Source organism: Cyclobacterium sp. SOCE241, assembly GCF_056867545.1.
This window is the reverse complement of the sequence record NZ_CP149779.1, coordinates 55,404-74,108: the sequence shown is the minus strand read 5'-3', so window position 1 is coordinate 74,108 and position 18,705 is coordinate 55,404. Positions and strand designations below refer to the sequence as shown.

The window sequence follows — 18,705 nt, the reverse complement described above, 5'->3', positions numbered from 1 at the left end:
ATTTATTTTTTTCCATACCTGAATATTCTTCCGGGGTCATGCTTGATTTTTAAAGGCGCATCAGCAAAATTGATATAATAACTTCCATCATTAATATGAGACCTATAGATGTATTTTCCCATATTCCCTATTAGTGGATGATCAAAAATAGAAGCTACTTTCCCTCCTAAAGCCTTGTCCAATAACTCCAGGTAGTCAAACATTTTGCCACCGGCATGTGCCCAATAAGCAGGGCCTTCACTACAACTTCCATCATCAGGATAAGAATTAATAAATAGATCCACCGATTGCATGGATTTATAAACCGCATCCTGTTTTTTAATCGGATCATCTTCTACTAGTAACAATACGGAAAGCACATTAAAATTGCACCAAGGGGTCCAGTTGTTCACCCGTCCTTCTCCCCAGCCAGTAATCCACCAAAAATCATTTCGCTCATAAAAAGGCTGCAACACTTTTTTCTTTAATTCTGAGGAAAGCCTTCTGCTTATTACAGGGCTGATGCCATCAAAAGCATTTTGGAAGTAATACAAGGTCCAAGCCAAATCATTTGCAATATCTCCAACCATCAAATCTATAATTGGGTCATCAATATCAGGCAAAATGGTGGTAGGTTTAGCAATACTTCCTTCAAATCCATACAAGTAAAAATGTGCTGAGGCACCCCAATAAGTTTGTTCGCAAAAAGCAAAAACTCCATTGATCAAATCATCCAAAAACCTACCATTCCCCTCCACTAGCTCGGCCATCATCAACGCTTGAAGGGCCTTCTTCCTGGCACTGTTTACGGCAGCGTCTTTAGTTCTGTCACCAGTACGTGTAAACTCAAGGTACATGCTGGCCTTGACAATTGGCCAATTGTAATCCAAGTAGGCCTCTCCCCATTTATTATGGCTTTTCGTACTTCTTCAGAAATTTGATTCCATGCATCTCTGTCTTCGTAAGCTGGAAAATTGACCCATTGTTTGGTGCTATTTAAATTATCCGCTACTTGTTTTCTGTTCAAAGCATTGGTCAACAAGTTTCTATTTTCCTGAGAATAGACCGAAAATACTATACCGCTGCAAAGTAATAGCAATAAAATTTTACGAATAATTGATGGCATAGCAATAGGCATAGATTTGGGCTTATAATTTTTTATATCTGCAGAAGGCCAAGTTCCTGCATTTTTTGACTTATTTCACAAAATTGGGTGTTTCGATTATCCCTCCTTATCCATTAAAGGTTGGTGGAATAAATTCAAATTGCAGCCGTAATAATGACCCGTTTATAACCCACCATTGAAGGTAAACCACTATCCATAACTTCTAAAATAAGGTGCAATTCTTTTCCCGGAGGCAGAGGAGGAATCTCGATCTTAATTTTAGATTCTTCTGAAGAAGCTTTAAACTCGACAGGATTTACAGGCTGAAAAATTTCATTGTAAACCCACCATTTGTAGGTTAATGAATCCCCATCAGGGTCTGTACTTGCGGAGGCATCCAGCTCCAATTCCTTTCCTGGTTGAACTTTCAGGAATAAAGGTGCATTCGACTTATGTCCATTTACATTAATTACAGGATTGTGGTTGGCCTCTTCATAGGTCAGTACGCCCCATTTAACCCTAGCCATAAAGTCCGACTGAAAAGCTGTTCTCCACCGGGCCACCCCATGTCTTTCATTCAATGTCCCTTCCATAAAATCAGGTGCATCGATGTACAGTTGGTTAAACAACAACCTGTATCGACCTCCCCAACCTCCCCATTCAGGATGGTCCGGAACATTCAAACCATTGCCAATCAAGCCAAGGAATGAGGGACTATCTCCTTCTTTCATACCGTCAGTTCCATGACCGTTTAGCTGGTAGCAATCACTTAATGGTCCATTGCCGTGAATATTATTTTTCACCCAGTGTGCATCCTGCATTTGCTGGTTACCGGTCATGTACATGCCCCTAAAGGCAGATAGTTCTCTAATTCCGGTAAAACCATTCCAAGCGTAGCCATTGGCAATAAATCTTAAAGCTTTAAAATTTTTTAAAAGGTAATTTCTATGACCATCCTGATCACCAATTGCATGGACTTGAATTTTTCTGCAAAATTCATCAATATCTTCTTTACCACGGGTATTGTTTACTTTCCAGAGAGCCTGAGCCAATTCCCTCAGTCCACCCCATACCGGAATATGGACCATTGCTTTACTCTTATCTACAATTTTAATAATGGCCTCAGAGGCCTCGGAATCGTAGCCTTCTCCAAAAGCCTCTGAGTTACCATTACCCGATTTGATCAATTTTGTAAGCATATCAGGGTGAGGAAAATCCTTCTTATGCAGGATAAGGTTGGGGTATATTTCCCCATATGCTGCCAATTGGCGCTGAATAATTTCCGGTTTGATGTCCTGACCATGCCCCAATCGACTTGTAGCACATACAGCTTTTATGTCAAACTGGTCTGCATAATATAAAAACCTAACCAAGCTTTGTTCATCATCTGTATCTCCCCCAATATCAGTAAGTACTATCACTTGCGGTTTTTCCTGTGCCTGAAGCAGTACCGGCACTAACCAACAAAATACTATAATGGGTAAAGAAATGGATATAAATTTTAGCATCTGGTCATTTTTTTGGTGCTTAAGAACAAAATCCTGGAATCATTCAAGATCACTTCAACTCAAGTCCTTTGGTATCCACAAAGTCTTCACCTCTGATGGCAATAAACTCTTCCAACAATTCTTTCAATTTTTCAGGATTTTCTTCTGCAAGGTTATTTTGCTGTTCCAAATCAGTACTTAAATCATACAATTGAAAATCAGAGTCATTCCCCATTTCAATATTCACAAATTTATTTACAGCAGGGCCTTTATAGGGAGGAATCAATACCCAATCTCCTTTTCTATAAGCGGTGCGGGTAGTGGCTTCAAGTACTAGGGCATCTCTTCCTTCGCCATCACTTCCTAAGAACAATTGAGAAAAATCCTTGCCATCTTTAGTCCTTTCCTGACTTCCTGAAATAGCGGCCAATGAGTTAAAAATATCAATTTGACTAACCATAGCATCCGTAGTTCCCGGTAGAGCTTTTCCTTTCCAATAACTTATAAATGGCACCCTTGTTCCTGCTTCAAACAAACTGTATTTCCCACCCCTGAGCGGACCAGCAGGTGTATGATCTCCAACCAGTTCATCTGCATCATCATAGTATCCATCATTCAAAACCGGTCCATTGTCACTGGAAAAAATTATCAGTGTATTTTCCAAAAGACCTTCTTCTTCCAGGGTTTTTATAAATTCACCTATGCACCAGTCTGCTTCAAGAATTACATCTCCTCTTGGCCCCATACCTGATTTACCTTCAAACCTTGGATGCGGCGTCCTGGGAACATGAGGTTGCTGAAGAGCATAGTATAAAAAGAAAGGTTCTTCCCTGTCTTTTTTGACATATGCTTTGGCTTTCTCAAGGAAATGATCCGCCATGTCTTCATCTACCCATTGTGCCTTTTTACCACCTTTCATAAAGCCTATTCTAGGAATACCATTGACGATGCTATTGTTATGTCCATGGTGCCATTTCATTTTGAGCATTTCCGGATTATCCTTACCGGTAGGTTCTCCTTCAAAGTTTTTGTCATAACTCACTTCAATAGGGTCATTAGGGTCCAAGCCTTGGACCATTCCGTCTTCTAGGTAAACTGTAGGCACCCTATCTTGCGTAGCAGCCATTATATAGGAATAATCAAAACCTACCTCATTAGGGCCGGGGCCTACCTTTTCATTCCAGTTAACAGTACCATCTCCCAAGCCTAGGTGCCATTTACCCACGACTGCAGTGGCATACCCCTGACTTTTTAGCATCTTGGGTATGGTCATTTCATCTGTTCCTATTAACAGAGGGGCAGTTCCGGGCAATATTTTTGCATCTTTATTCCTCCAAGGATAGGTTCCTGTTAATAAGGCATATCTACTGGGAGAGCAGGTAGCAGAAGAAGCATAGCCGGCTGTAAATTTCACCCCACCTTCTGCCAATTTATCCATATTTGGTGTTTCCAATGTCCCGGCATCATATGCACTCATGTCCCCGTAACCGAGGTCGTCCATATAAATGATAACGATATTGGGGTTTTCAGCTTTTTCTTCTTCTTTTATCTCTTTTGGGCCACATGATGCCAATAGCAGCAACATGCCAAAAATATAGGTTAATTGACCAGGTAATTTTAAGTTCATAAATGGTTTGGTTTCTTTAAGATTTTATAAATAACCAATATAGAAAATTTATATCAAAACCATACTTCGTCTCGCATTTTCAATTGCATAGACAATGGCCTAAACATCAAAAATTCGGTATGATATAATATGCCAGAACAGCAAAAATTAAAATTTTACCCTCTGTAAAATGAAAAAAATACAAATTTATATCTTGATTTTTGTTTTAAACCTCCACATTCCTTTTCTTTCTATTCATGCCCAAAATTCTACACCACCCAATATCATCATCATTTTGGCTGATGACATCGGTTATGGAGACCTAGGTGGTTATTATGGTGGAAAAGCCAATACTCCTCACTTAAACCTTTTGGCTCAAAAAGGAATGCTATTCACGGATTTTCACAGCAATGGCGCCATGTGCTCACCTACACGTGCGGCATTGTTAACAGGACGCTACCAGCAAAGGGTAGGTATAGAAGATCCCTTACCGGGTTACTGGCAAAAACCAGGAGTTGGAAGTGTAAATGGTATAAACAGTAATAGCCATGCTAAACCCAAAACCATCGCAGACTATTTGAAAAATGCTGGCTATGCAACCGCCTTTTTGGTAAGTGGCACTTAGGAAATCATCCTGAAGCCAACCCTACACGGTATGGATTTGATACGTTTAAAGGCCTAACCTCCGGCTGTGGTGATTATTTTACTAAAATCGATCGCTACGGTTATCCGGACTGGTGGCACAATGACCAATTGGCTTTTCAAAAAGGGTATACCACAGATGTGATCACTTCAAATGGGATAGACTTTATCAAGCAACATAAAAAGCAACCATTCTTTCTATACCTGGCCCATCTTGGGGTTCATTTCCCTTGGCAATCACCGGATGATGAAAATCTTCAAACCCGGATACAAGGAGAAGATTTTACCAGCAATAAACCCGGATCTCACAGTAAATTGGGTCCTCACCAGCCCAAGGATGTTCCTGAAATTTTAAAGGAAATGATTGAATCCCTAGACAAAAATGTAGGAAGGCTAGTTGAATATTTGGAAGCAGAAGGCCTAGATAAAAACACGCTTATATTTTTCACTTCAGACAATGGGCAATACCTTAATTACGATGGCTCCACCTGGCCAAAAGTGGGATCGAATGGCGTTCTGAGAGGGGAGAAAGGAGACCTCTATGAAGGTGGACACAGAGTTCCGGCCATTGCCTATTGGCCGGAAAAAATACCGGAAAACGTAATTTCTGATGCACCCCTGATGAGTATGGACATCTTGCCTACCCTTCTAGAAATAATTGGCAGCCCTATGCCAAATCAAAATGGAAACCATGCCTTGGATGGAACAAGCTTTCTGAACGTTCTCACGCAAAAGAAAGACATGCCTGAAAGAACCGTATTTTGGAAAACACCTGAAGCTAAAGCGGCAAGAAAAGGAAATTGGAAAATTTTATTTGATGAAAAAAACAAAGATGGTTTGTTATTTGATCTTTCCACGGATATTTCTGAAAAGAAAAATGTGAAATCTGCCTACCCTGAAACATTCGAAAACCTTACCCGTTCTTTAAAATTCTGGGAAAATGAAGTTTCAAGCCCTAATTAAAATACACTTAGAAATAGCAGTACTATTGCATATCAAGACAGGGAAATCATTTTGAACTCAATTTGATAAAAAGGGGTGGCTTAAACAGCCACCCCTATTATCAAATTGAGCAATTTTTTAATAACCATTGCTCTTCTAATTTATTTACAATTAATCAACATCCCAGAAAAGTTCTCTGGAAAGCACGTCATCTGCCTGAACCCTCTCATAATTTTCGGTATTATAAGTTTGCTCAGACCCAGGGTAAATCCATCTATTCGGCGGTAAGGATTGCTGATTTGACTGATCTTCCCAAAACTCAAGACCCAACACGTCGTTCCTTCTGATTTCTGCCCAGTTTTCATGAGGCTGCACTACATTATAATGTAACCATCTTTGTCTAGCGATCAATTTCATTTTTTCCAGTTCAGAAGATGCCATACTCCAGCTAATCTCATCTTCTGATAAATACGCCATCACATCATCTTCTGATGGAACCACAGGATCAGGTGAAATGGTAGTATTGGTCATCCCTCTCAACATTTCATAATAATCAATGGACTCCTTAATAGCCGTTTCATAATGCATCATGGCATTGGCATCTTGTCCCTCTTTGAGGTAGAATTCTGAGGCAATCAAATGAACCTGAGAAGCATTGATTAACATACCTGGAAAATACTGGTTTCGACTAAGGGTAGACCTGTTATAGATCGTAAGTGTATTCGTACCGATTAGGTCTGTTTGATCAGAACCATTCAATAATGGATCAAGCCCCATATACTCGCCCTCTGCATCTTCACCAGGCTCGAAAACGTATGTCAATCTTGGATCATTATTATCAAGCATATGATTTACGATTTCTTTCCCTGCAACATTTCCATTCCAATCTTCCAAACCACCTTGCCAGCTTGTTGCACTTATCAGCGTACCCAATTGATAAATACGAAAGGTAATATTTTCATCATTGGTTGTCACAACGGGGTAGTTAGTAGGATTAGATAAAATCTCCCTAATTTCTGTCGCAGCTCTAGATGCAAAATTTGGAGCCGCACTTACCCTATTCAACATTCGCAACCTTAATGAATTGATATATTTTAACCACATATCGATATCCCCTCTATTGATTAAATCTTGGGTCTGAAAGCCTGTAAGGATTCCAGGGTTGATATCCATTGTTCTCAGTTCGTCAGCAAAACCAGCCAAATCATCTAACATTTTAGTGTAAATGGCTTCCGGTTCATCATATCCTGGATAAGACATGCTGTAATCACCACCATTGGTACTTAGCATTCCTGCTTCAGAAAAAGGAATGGCTCCATGAAGGTCCACTATCTTTTGGGTATGGTCATAGAGGTAAGTAGCAGCTGTAATCATATAGATCCTATTATCTTGCTTATCGAGCTCTGAAAGCCCATTGTATACTTTTTCCAGTTCTCTGTATTGGGCCAAGAACTGATAGTAATTGTTCCACCTGTCATTTATTGCCGCCGAACCCGGTACATACTGATTTTCTTCATTAGCCCATCCTACAGCCTGGGTATACCTGTTAAGTGTAATTCTCAACACCACAAAGTAATTCCAGTAACTGGGAAGAACGTACTCCCTATTGGCAATGATAAAACCTGTAAACTGTTTATCTACAGATGTTTCAGACACTTTTGAAGGGTCAGCATAATTGTCTTCAAACTCCGAATATTCACATCCCGAAATGCCTACAATAAGGACAAGTAAAAAGCTTATTAATCTATTTTTCATAATTTCTTAAGTTTTAGAGTAAACAACTATTAGAATCTTGCCCTAAGCATAAGACCCATACTTCGTGTGGCAGGGTTGGTACCTGCACTGGTAAGTGTTTGTGCCCACCTTGAACCACCTGTCAGGACTTCCGGATCCAGATCCTTTAAGTTTCTGTAGAAGAAAAACAAGTTTCTACCAAAAGCGGACACTTGAAGACTAGATGCACCTAGTTTAGAAGCTATTTGTGATGGCAAATCGTAAGCAATAGATAATTCTCTTAACTTAAAGTAGGTGTTTTCCTTGATATACAATTCATACCTAGCTTGGCTATATTGTGGACCTCCCCAGTTGTAGGTACTTTGGTAATATAAGGCTTGCGAAATTACATTCGTGTTTGGGTTTCCATCTGAAGTTACACCATCCATCAACATCCCATCGTGGTAAACTTCTTCTCCATTGGGCCCTTGACCATCGCTAGTCTGCACACCTTGTCCATCGGCATTCACATAATATGACAAACCGCCACTTTCAGTATCCATATATTTCAAGCTTTCCTCAGTAAGCCCCCTACTGATCATCCAGTTTACACCGGTTGGCATTACATGTCCGCCTATTTGGAAATCAGCCATTACATCAAAGGTGAAGTTTTTGTAACTTAGGGTATTAAACACACCCCCCACAGCTTTTGGCATGGCATTACCTGCACGAATCCAACTGTTAGGGTCGATTTTATACAATCCATTTGGTTGGACTATTTTTTCACCATTGCTATTGGTTTCAATAGGTCTTGCATAGAAATCTCCCATGGGACGCCCCACCACAGACCTTAACTGGGCTGCATTGCCATCATAATCTGCATGCAAAAGCTCTGTAGCATTATTGGCCAATTTCTCAACCACGTTTTTATTGCGTGAAAAATTAATTCCTGCTGTCCACTCGAGATTAGTGCTTTTGTAAACTGTTCCGTCAAGACTGATTTCTATACCTTTATTTCTAAGTGTACCTATATTAGCTAGAACAGAACTGGCTCCTGCGGTAGATGGAAGGGTCAATGGCAGAATTTGATCTCTAATCTGTGCGTTATAGTAAGAGAAGTTAAGGTTTAACCTTCCTTGAAGAAATCTACTTTCGAAGCCAAATTCAAATTCGTGCTTCTGCTCAGGCCTGATCAAGTCATTACCAAAACTACTTGAAATGTTTGTATATAACACAGGTGATCCGCCTGTCTGCTGAACTCCCAATGTATTTTGGTTATAGGCAATATTAGCCCTATAAACATCCGGATAATTACCCACTATACCCCAGGAACCTCTTATCTTGGCAAGGTTAATAAATCCAGGTAATTCAATGGCGTCAGAAAGAATAAAACTGGTATTGGCAGATGGATAAACAAAGGCATTGTTATCCGGATTCATAGTAGACGTACGGTCTCGTCGGATCGTCCCTTCTAAAAACCAAAACCCTTTATAATCGAAATTAACCGTTCCAAGTGCAGCATCTATTACTTGTGATGTTCTACTAGAGCCATTATTTGGAAGGTTGACAGAAGCCACAATATCAAATAGGTTCTCTGTACTTAGGCCACCATTGGTTCCTCTGGAAATTGAAGAATAGGATTCTTTATTGGCTGTATATCCCGCCATGGCACTTAAGGTCACCTCATCAGTTAGTTTCTTCCTATAAGTTAATAACAAGTCTCCATACAAAATGCTAAAGATTTCATTCGACATACTAAAGCCACCAGAAGGTCCAAATGCCAATGGCCTGGTAGAAGAAGTTTCATTTTCATTTTTTCGGTAAGTAAAATCTGTTGATAACCTTGCCCTCAAAAATAGTTCCTCCGTGATATTGTAATGGTTGGTAATGCTACCAATTACACGGTTACTTAGTTCTGAAGCCTGGTGTTCGTTCACCCTCCAAACATAGTCCCCTATGGCACCCATAAATCCGTTTCTGGTTATGTTTTCATCAGGAGTTAAACTCTGACCATTCCCTGTCACATAACGGTAACCCCTACTGGTCTTGTACTTATCCAGATACCAGGCTCCATTATCAAAGCGGGACATCATACCACCAAAATTATTAATCAGACGGTCAACTGAATAAGGTCTGTTGGCAGTGTACTGGTTGATGTAATTTATCATCAAGTCTGTACGCACTTTTTTAGAAATTCTAAATGTAGAGTTCAGGTTAGCGATATTTTTGCTGTTTTTAGAGTTTAAACTTAACGCTTCATTGTCCTGACGTGTCAATGATAATCTAAAATCTGCGACATCGGTTGAATTGGATATGGCAACGTTTACTTGTGAATTAACCGGATCATTAAATAAAGCAGCATAACTATCTTCCTGTGCCACATAAGGTCTCTCTACCCCATCCCAACCGTATACCATGCGACCATCAAATTTAGGTCCAAAGTTTAAGCTAGTATTTGGTAAGCCAAGGGTGCCATCTTCATAAGTGAAAAAACCGTCCTCATTCTGCCCCACATCAAAAACATGATTGGGAGCACCTGGCCCTCTAACGTTTTGATACCTTGGCAAATAAGCAATCTTATCCATTGAAATATTGGCATTAAAATCCACTCTAAATCCTTTGGTTGATCCTTTTTTTGTTGTAATCATGATCACTCCATTAACCGCTTCAGAACCATACAGCGCCGCAGCGGAAGCTCCCTTGAGCACTGTCAATTCTGCAATATCCTCCGGGTTGATATCAAGAAGTCCGTTTCCACGCAATCTCTGGTCGCCCCAATAATTATTGTTCGTCACCTCTTCATTTCGGATAGGCACACCATCCAAAATAATCAAAGGCTGATTTCTTCCTGTGATGGAATTGATACCACGTATGGTAATATTAACAGCCGAAGTAGCTCCACCAGCACCGGATTGAATTCTAACACCGGGTGCTTTTCCATACAAAGAGGTAGCAATATTCGGAGTACCCACCTTCACCAATTCTTGAGATTTAATGGTAGTAGTTGCATAACCAAGAGCTTTAGGCTCCTTAGGCACACCCAAAGAGGTAACTACGAATTCATCCATATCCCCTATATCTTCATTAAGGGTAATATTTATGGTGCTTTGATTCCCAACATTTACTTCTTGGGTTTCAAAACCTATATATGAAAATACCAGCGTGGCATTGGCTGCAACGTCTATCGAATAGTTCCCTTCTATGTCTGAAACGGTACCAATATTAGAGCTTTTCACCGTAATGGTAACCCCAGGCAGAGGTTCACCATTGGTGTCAACCACCTTTCCAGTAACAACTAAGTATTCCCTCAAATCTTCATTTTTTGAATTGACTATTGCACCAAAAGCACTGGAGTAAATTGGTACAGAAATCAATAGAAATACTAAGGCAATAACCTGAATAAAAGTTGATATTCCTTTTATTGCAAAGCCAGTTTTTAGTAGATTTTTTCATTTTTCATGTTTTTGATTTTGTAGTGTTTAGAGTTGTTTCACTAAAGAATAGGCTATCCTACCCTTTAATTTTTCGTTTTTGGTCATTCTTTTAAATACATTTTCTCATATAAGTAATTTAGTTTTGTTTATAATTTTATTTAACAGTACAGGTACTAGTTAATAATTTTATATTTTAATTCCAATACAGGTGGAAGAATTTAGGATGAATAATTTTGATTATTTTTTTAAACATACATAAAAAACTAGTGTCACTATCAATACCAATTAAAATATTGAACAAACATCCAACTTTAAACAATTATATAACGCGATCAATTTTCATCTTAAAATACAATTGTTACCGTTAACATAAATTTTAAATATTTTTAACTAAAATTAACAATTGATTAAAACTATTTACTTAGTGAAAAAAATTTTAGATATTTATTCTCTTTCTGTTATCTTTAAAAAATGCTTTCCCTAGATGAAAAAACTGAAAAACTCCTTGTTATTTTTTTATAAACTTCTAATTTTAGTTTCCTTAACTTTAATTTGGAAACCCTCAGCTGTGGCATCCAGCGACGAAAATCCCCCAACACGTGATATCCAATATCACAATGCATCTAGTTTTAAAATCATTGGGAAAGTGCTTGTGGCGCCTAACTATTCTAGGCTACCTGATCAAGCTGAAAAAGCAGTAAGACCAGCCGTTTGGTCATTATCTAATAACACCGCCGGCTTGGCTGTTAGGTTTTCTACCAATTCATCTACAATAAAAATCCGATGGACCTTAAAGAACAATAGGGTTAAAGGCAATATGACTCCAATTGCCGGCAATGGCTTGGATCTATACGCCTACACAAAAGGTAGATGGCAATTTGTAGGGGTGGCCATTCCCGGAAAAGAACTGGTGAACGAAGCCACAGTCATCGCAGACATGACAAAAGAAAGCCGAGAATTCTTATTAAACCTCCCTCTTTACGAAGGAGTTGAGAAACTTGAAATTGGCATTGAAACAAATGCTACCATCAGCAAGCCTAAACAAGCTATTATTAACCAAGATAGGCCCGTTATATTCTATGGAACCAGCATCACCCAAGGCGCATCTGCTTCCAGACCGGGACTTACTTATGCGGCCTTATTGGAAAGAAAAATCAATAAAGAAGTTATCAATCTGGGTTTCAGTGGTAATGGACGATTTGAAAAAGAAGTGGTCCAATACATCATGCCCAGCAATCCCTCCGTTATCATACTGGATTGCACCCCAATTCGGCTCCTGATACTATATTAACAAACCTCCCTGAAACATTGGCTTATATCCAATCCGTAAATGACTCGGTTCCTATTGTATTGGTGGAAAGCGTCGTAAGGGATTATGCGTATTTTAAAGAAAACGATCCATCTACATTCGGCACCTTTTCCTATATACAAGCGCAGAACGATGCCTTGAAAAAAGTCTACCTTGATAATCAAAATAAGAATATTCACTATGTCTCTAATAAAGACCTGATCGGTAATGACAATGAAGCCACTGTTGATGGAACCCATTTCAATGACCTTGGTAATTATAGAATGTATCAATTCTTATTACCTATAATTGAAAAACTACTTAACCCTTAATTGCATCCCTATAAGTTTCAGTTATTTTTTAAAGTTCGTTTTTCCTTTGATAATAATCCCTTCTGGAAGGAAATTTAGGCCTAAATTAAAATTAATGCGTTTCCTCAAGATTCAAAGCAACATATATAGGTAATCTTGCAAGTTTTATTGCGCAATAAGACAAGGAGTTTATTGTAAAAAGTATTCCTAGAAATTTTATTTAATTAGAAAAATTCACCCCTCAATTAATAAACCCAAATATGCAACAGCCAATCAAATACATCCTGAAATCTCCTCAAAATCAGACACTTCGTTGCTACTTTCAATTTCAAAATAGCGATGCTATGCTAAAATATCCAAACAGCCTTATTGTCTTGCGATTGCATCACTTTCCGTAACACAGGACAGGCTATCATGAATCCTTCCTAATTTGGGTTAAGATTAATCCAAATCAAAAAATAGAAATGCAAACAAACAACAATTAAACCTAAACTCACTTTACCAATAGAGATAAAACTAGGCCTAATTAATCTAGGTTCGGAGTTTATGTATGCTGAGGATATAGTAACCCATTTATTGATTCATTAAGTAAATCCACCTTTAAGACATAAAAAAAGCGAAACTTTAAAGGTTTCGCTTTTTAATTTTATAATCTATAACCAGGCCTGTATGCCCTATGAAGCTGTTTCTCGGCTTCAGGATCGGGTACAGCAAACTTCTCATTGACCGGATCCCATTTTAAAGGGCGTCCTAAATCATAAGCTATATTACCAAGATTACAAGTAGTACAGGTACTATGTCCGATTTCAACCGGAGCAATAGGATCTTTCCTCCTTCTTACAGACTCTATAAAATCAATATGGTGTGCAGTATTCCCTCCACCTCTTAAATCTTCACCTTCCGCTATCAGAGGATATAAGCTATCATCTGAGGCTTCGTAATGAGACCTGGACACTTCAATCCAACCATCTTCACCTACAAATTTACATCCTCTCGTCTCTTTCTTATCAAATGGCTCTTCCGTAACGGTTACTCCATTTGGATAAATAAAGGTTAAATGTTCTGTATCTTGATATCCTGCAGGAATAATCTCTATTGGACCGTTTCTATCCATTCCAATAGCCCATTGTGCAATATCAAACATATGAGCACCCCAGTCGGTGGTCAATCCACCTCCGGTTTCTTTATACCAACGCCAAGCTCCCCAAACTTTTTCATTTTCCGGTGGATTTAGGGAAATGGGTGGGTTTAAGTCATTGTTAAAATGGATGTCAGCTGCCAACGGACCTAACCACATGTCCCAGTTAAGGCTTTCAGGAATCTCCTCCTTAGGCAAATCAAAAGGTTTTGGAGGCCCACCTACACAGGCGTAAACTTTTTTAATTTTACCTATTCTTCCTTTTTGCACCATTTTTACTGCATGCTGAAAATTGTCATAAGACCTTTGCATACTTCCCGTCGCCAATACGATGCTATTGGACCGCACAGCCTTAACCAATTCCTGACCTTCCTTAATGGTAAATGTCAGTGGCTTCTCCAAATATATATCTTTACCGGCCTTGCACGCATCAATTGCCATCAAGGCATGCCAGTGATCCGGACTCGCAATCACCACTGCATCGATGTCCTTTCTTGCTAAGAGATCGTGGTAATTTTCATAGACCTCTACTTTTACCTCTTTACCCTTCTCTTTGTAATATTCATTCGTTCGATTTAAAAATCGTTCTTGTTTGTCGCCATACACATCACAGCCGGCAACTACTTCAATATTGGGCAATTTAATAAAGCTACCAAGTAAGCCATTGCTCTGCCTTCCAAGACCAATAAACCCTAGACGCATAATTTCATTGGCTTCCTTTTTATTGAAACTTTCTTTGCCAAGACTTATTTGTGGCAAAACCCCAATTCCTGCTGCAGTAAGCAGTCCTGTGCCCATAAACTTCCGCCTGGACAATGAGGATTTTTTCTTTTCAGTCATATTTGATTGGTTAAATAATTATTTTGAATTCACTATAACTTATTTAGCAATACCGAATTACCATTTTTTCAATTATTACACAGAAGCCCTATCATAGGCCAAGTTAAAATCGAAAAGGGGTAATAAGGATTTTAAAGCTATTTGCTTAAATGACCCAAACAAGCCCCTGCAAATTTTGCTAGCCCAATTAACAAAAAAATCTAAAATAGCCACTTGCCTTATAATGAATCCATTTTCCAACATAGGCACTCTAACCACATTGAATCGCCTAATGAAACGGTGGATTTTATTGGTTAATTAAAAAAAGTAACAATCTGATTTGGCCATTTGTCTACCAAACCACTTTCACCAATGAGCTTTTCTTCACCCTCTCATGAAAACCCAAGCTAGAATCTTTTTTAAATACGATAATCAATCGAAGGATGAAGGCAAAAATAATAATATTTGGTCTTTCATGCAGGTTCCGATCTATATAGTGTTAACTGTATTATAGATATCCTTGATTTTGTTTCCATTTTTCTTATCCTCATTAAGGATAGAGACCTTCCCATCACCACGATAAAATACCTATTGAATTGAACCCATGAAAAACATCATTCTATAATCCAACCAAAAAAGCACCACTACGCCCTATCTATCTACCCGCAAACCTGTATACCTATTTAATACACTTGTAGTTCCGACGTTTAGACACAAAATAAAAGAAGGTTTTCTGTAGAATATCAAGCAAAACTAAAAACACTAAGAATAAAACAAGCAGTGGCATTTTTATGAAAATTTGACTTAACAATTAAAAACAAAAGCCACACACTTTAAATCTTTAGTATGAAATACAAAAATATTACAACAAAATACTATTTTATATTTACAAAATTTTAGGCAAAAAAACAAGTGTTTTTAATTGAATTTTGTAATAAAATTTTATTAAATTTGAAATGTTAATCAATCATTCTGAATGAAGAAAGGAATGCAGTTTAGAGATAATACCTAATTCAGAAGATTGAAACCTTAGACAAAACCAAGGAACACATGAATACTTACCTATTATTATACACAGTACTCGGGGTGGCTTTAGGACTATTATTTACCATTAAAGCCATAAGAGATGCAGAAGATGATCCTGAAACTTTTGATCAATTTAAAAATGAAGGTAGATTCCACAAGCCGGCCAACTGGAAAGTAGGTAAAATGCCTAAAAACTATTCCAATAAAAATACTCTACACTTCGAATCAGTACCAGTAGAAAGTGAATACCATCAAATATATTTAAACTAAGCCATAATACTTTTTTTAATGACAATAAAATTCCTGTAATGTTTATTTTTTAATCCTTTGGAATTTAATTAACAGCTATAAATTTTTTAAGTCTCTGTATAAGGGACTTTTTTTATGGCTTAGATTCAATAAATCCTTGGAGTTTAAATTTTAATTCTTCACCCGCGGGAAGATTAATAGCAAATTTATTCTTCAAAATTTCGATAATCTCCTCTACTGTATGGAGTTTTTTCTTTATACTTTTGCCTTCCTTCCTGTGTACTGTAAATTGATTATTATGTAACGCATATCTTCCATCTGAAAAACTTTTGGCCACCATAAGATCTTTTATAAAAAGAGATTGAGGGTGGGTACATAAATACCAACTGACCACCTCATAATCCGCCAGCATCTGATGTTCCAAACCAAAACGATGCATTAACCTCCAAGTACCTTTAATTAAAATTTCAAGATAATAAAATCCTGAAACCAAGCTTATTCTGTATTGGTTATGCCCAGTATCCTGTACACCTTCTTGATCCAGCACCAAAGGAGCAGAGAATGAAGCAGAACCAAAACCTACATCCAACAAATAACTTATCCCATCGAGATCCAACAATAGCAGCATATGATCCCTTGGTCTAATCTCGCCTTCCTTAATCTCCCAAAAACCCTTGCTGATAACCCTACAACATTGAAACCTAAGGTTCTCAAAACCGCACCAAAAAGAACATTCTGTTCAAAACAAAAACCACCTCTGCCTCGGTCAACTAGTTTTTGAAAGACTTGTTCCAGGGATAAACCAACTGGAACTCCAATTAATGGATCTATATTTTCGAATGGTATTGCCTCCGGATGAAGGGCATGTAGTCTTTTAATCGTTTCCAAATTTAATTCCGCTTTGCCGACATAACCTATCCGCTTAAAATAAGCTTTCATTGAAACCTTATCTAATTTCAAGTCATTGAAAAGTGAAATACCTTTTTGTTTAGAAATCATAATCCATTTAATAAAAAGCGCGTCCTACTATAAATTGTTAGCAGCAGAAAGTTACCTAAATACACTAAACCAAGCAGTACAATTACAAAATTATAGCTAAATAATAGGGGGAATTTACGATAAATTTAGAATTAGATAGCTTCCATTCACCTCTATCTCTCCTAAATTTAGACATAGGTTACCTTTTCTACAGAATTATAACAAGCTTATTGAACATTAGAAAAAGCGAGCCATCCACAGGTTTGGGTTGCGAAAAAGATTGATAGGCACATTTCATCACCACCAATCCTCGTGCCATATACCTAAACCAACGCTTCCTAAAAAATTTTATCCAATAGATTTACAAGAGAGCTATTAAAGATTGGCTAGCCAATCAAATCAAACAATATCAATGGAACTATTCATTACTTTCAGTATCTTAACAGTGTTTTTTTACTATATTTGGTAACGTACACTTAATCCACTAAAAAACTTATATTTTATTCCTTATGATAAAAAGTACTTTTGTTGATTTATCATCACGAAGAAAATTTTTAAAACAATCAAGCATCATCTCAGTAGGCTTAGGCTTTCCCTTGGGGAGTTTATATGCCAAGGAAAAAGAAGGCAAAACAAAAGATTCAGCAGAAAGTCCAATTATGGCAGCATTTGCCGACGGAGACATTTCCCCGGAATTAGGCATGGAGAAGCCGGGGAATTACGGAAAAGCTTATCATAAAGTTTTTCATGACCCTTGTAAAGTACGAGTTGCTGCCTTTCAAACCGGCAATAAAAAGGTTTTGGTCATTGGTTTGGATGCATTGGCTGTATACCAACCATGGGTAGACGAAGTCAAAGAGGGTATTGCAAAAACACATGCCCTAGCAAAGGATGAAATAATGATATCTGCTTCACACTCCCATTCTTCAGGCCCCACTGCCATGGTGATGCCGGGACAATATGACCATGCGCCTAATTTTATTCAAGACTTGGCTTATAAAAAGTCTTCTTGTGCCGATCCAAAGTATTTGGAAAGCACCAAAAGAATCACCATTGACACTGCCACTAAAGCTTTAGAAAGGCTCGAAAATGTTCAAATTGGAGCAGGCAGTGGCAAGGAAGAAAAAGTGGCGTTTAATCGTCGTTTTTTTATGAAAAATGGAATGACCTACACCCACCCCGGGCAACTTAACCCTGAAATCTCAAAAGTTGCCGGTCCTATAGACCCTGAGGTTGGGGTCATTGGTGCTTGGAATAATAATGGTAAATGCACCGGTTGCATAGTAAATTTTGCTTGTCATTCCACCACCAATCCGGGAGGAATTTCAGCCAACTGGGTCTACTATATGGAACAAACCATTAAAGGAGCTATGGGTCAAGATTGTGTGGTGGTGTTCCTCCAAGGAGCCAGCGGGGATGTGACCCAAGTCGATAACCGCAACCCCTACAAACAACGCTCAGGTGAGGAATGGGCTAGATTTGTTGGAGTTAACGTCGGCGCAGAAGCCGTCAAAACTTTATTGGCTATCCCAAGAGGAAGCAGTTTCCCTATTGTAACCTCCAGAGATTTTATCGAAATAAGTAGAAGGATGCCTTCCCCTGAAAAAGTAAAGAAAAGTCTAAGTTTGGTCCAACAAAGTCCGGAAGAAGTTGGCAAAACAGAATGGGTATTTGCCAAGGAAACAGTTATGCTTGATAGTTATGGAAGAGAGAAGCCAACCCATAAGGTTGAAATTCAAGCCATTCAATTAGGTCCTGTTGTACTCATTAGCAATCCTGCAGAATTTTTCTGTGAGCTAGGCCTTCGCATTAAAAATGGGAGTCAATTTCCCATCACCTTTCCTGTAAGTATGGCCAATGATTGTGTAGGTTATGTACCTACCCTTGAGGCCTTCTCCGAAAATACAGGAGGGGGTATGAAACCAGACTCACTTCTTATAGCAATTTGGACATCACAGCTGGAAACCAAATCGTGGACAAAAGCTTAA

At 38.4% G+C, this 18,705-nt stretch carries 9 protein-coding genes and 3 pseudogenes; 4 read left to right on the top strand and 8 right to left on the bottom strand.

Annotated elements, in window-relative coordinates; all coding sequences use genetic code 11:
* Positions 1-2: 2 nt before the first annotated feature.
* The 4 genes from WG932_RS00320 to WG932_RS00305 form a co-directional block, all read right to left on the bottom strand.
* A complete protein-coding gene (locus tag WG932_RS00320) occupies positions 3-836 on the bottom strand; it encodes a hypothetical protein (protein ID WP_483086507.1) in 834 nt (277 codons plus the stop codon).
* On the bottom strand, positions 785-1,117 hold the full coding sequence (locus WG932_RS00315) for a hypothetical protein (protein ID WP_483086506.1): 333 nt from the start codon (positions 1,115-1,117) through the stop codon (positions 785-787). The genes WG932_RS00320 and WG932_RS00315 overlap by 52 nt, the downstream gene beginning before the upstream one ends.
* Before the next feature lie 122 nt (positions 1,118-1,239).
* Positions 1,240-2,592, bottom strand: coding sequence for a nucleoside hydrolase-like domain-containing protein (locus WG932_RS00310; RefSeq protein WP_483086505.1), 1,353 nt, complete (start codon positions 2,590-2,592; stop codon positions 1,240-1,242).
* Between the two features lie 49 nt (positions 2,593-2,641).
* Positions 2,642-4,198: a sulfatase family protein gene (locus WG932_RS00305; RefSeq protein ID WP_483086504.1), complete on the bottom strand. Its 1,557-nt coding sequence runs from the start codon at positions 4,196-4,198 to the stop codon at positions 2,642-2,644.
* Between the two features lie 169 nt (positions 4,199-4,367).
* Between WG932_RS00305 and WG932_RS00300 the strand changes: the two are divergent.
* A pseudogene (locus WG932_RS00300) lies at positions 4,368-5,782 on the top strand (sulfatase-like hydrolase/transferase).
* 150 nt (positions 5,783-5,932) lie between these two features.
* Here the strand turns inward: WG932_RS00300 and WG932_RS00295 are convergent.
* Positions 5,933-7,516 carry a SusD/RagB family nutrient-binding outer membrane lipoprotein gene (locus tag WG932_RS00295; protein WP_483086503.1) on the bottom strand — a complete coding sequence of 528 codons (1,584 nt, stop codon included), beginning with the start codon at positions 7,514-7,516 and terminating at the stop codon, positions 5,933-5,935.
* A gap of 29 nt (positions 7,517-7,545) precedes the next feature.
* Positions 7,546-10,785 (bottom strand): SusC/RagA family TonB-linked outer membrane protein, encoded by a 3,240-nt coding sequence (locus WG932_RS00290; protein ID WP_483086502.1) that lies wholly within the window; start codon positions 10,783-10,785, stop codon positions 7,546-7,548.
* A 607-nt stretch (positions 10,786-11,392) separates the two neighbouring features.
* Between WG932_RS00290 and WG932_RS00285 the strand changes: the two are divergent.
* Positions 11,393-12,528: pseudogene (locus WG932_RS00285) on the top strand (SGNH/GDSL hydrolase N-terminal domain-containing protein).
* A gap of 625 nt (positions 12,529-13,153) precedes the next feature.
* On the opposite strand, the gene WG932_RS00280 reads toward WG932_RS00285, so the two are convergent.
* A complete protein-coding gene (locus WG932_RS00280; protein WP_149394056.1) occupies positions 13,154-14,485 on the bottom strand; it encodes a Gfo/Idh/MocA family protein in 1,332 nt (443 codons plus the stop codon).
* 1,029 nt (positions 14,486-15,514) lie between these two features.
* Here WG932_RS00280 and WG932_RS00275 point away from each other — a divergent pair.
* Positions 15,515-15,760: a hypothetical protein gene (locus tag WG932_RS00275; RefSeq protein WP_483086501.1), complete on the top strand. Its 246-nt coding sequence runs from the start codon at positions 15,515-15,517 to the stop codon at positions 15,758-15,760.
* 112 nt (positions 15,761-15,872) lie between these two features.
* Here WG932_RS00275 and WG932_RS00270 read toward each other — a convergent pair.
* Positions 15,873-16,678, bottom strand: a pseudogene (locus tag WG932_RS00270) (arylamine N-acetyltransferase family protein).
* A gap of 548 nt (positions 16,679-17,226) precedes the next feature.
* On the opposite strand from WG932_RS00270, the gene WG932_RS00265 reads away from it, so the two are divergent.
* Positions 17,227-18,705, top strand: a complete 1,479-nt coding sequence (locus WG932_RS00265) for a hypothetical protein (protein WP_483086500.1) — start codon at positions 17,227-17,229, stop codon at positions 18,703-18,705.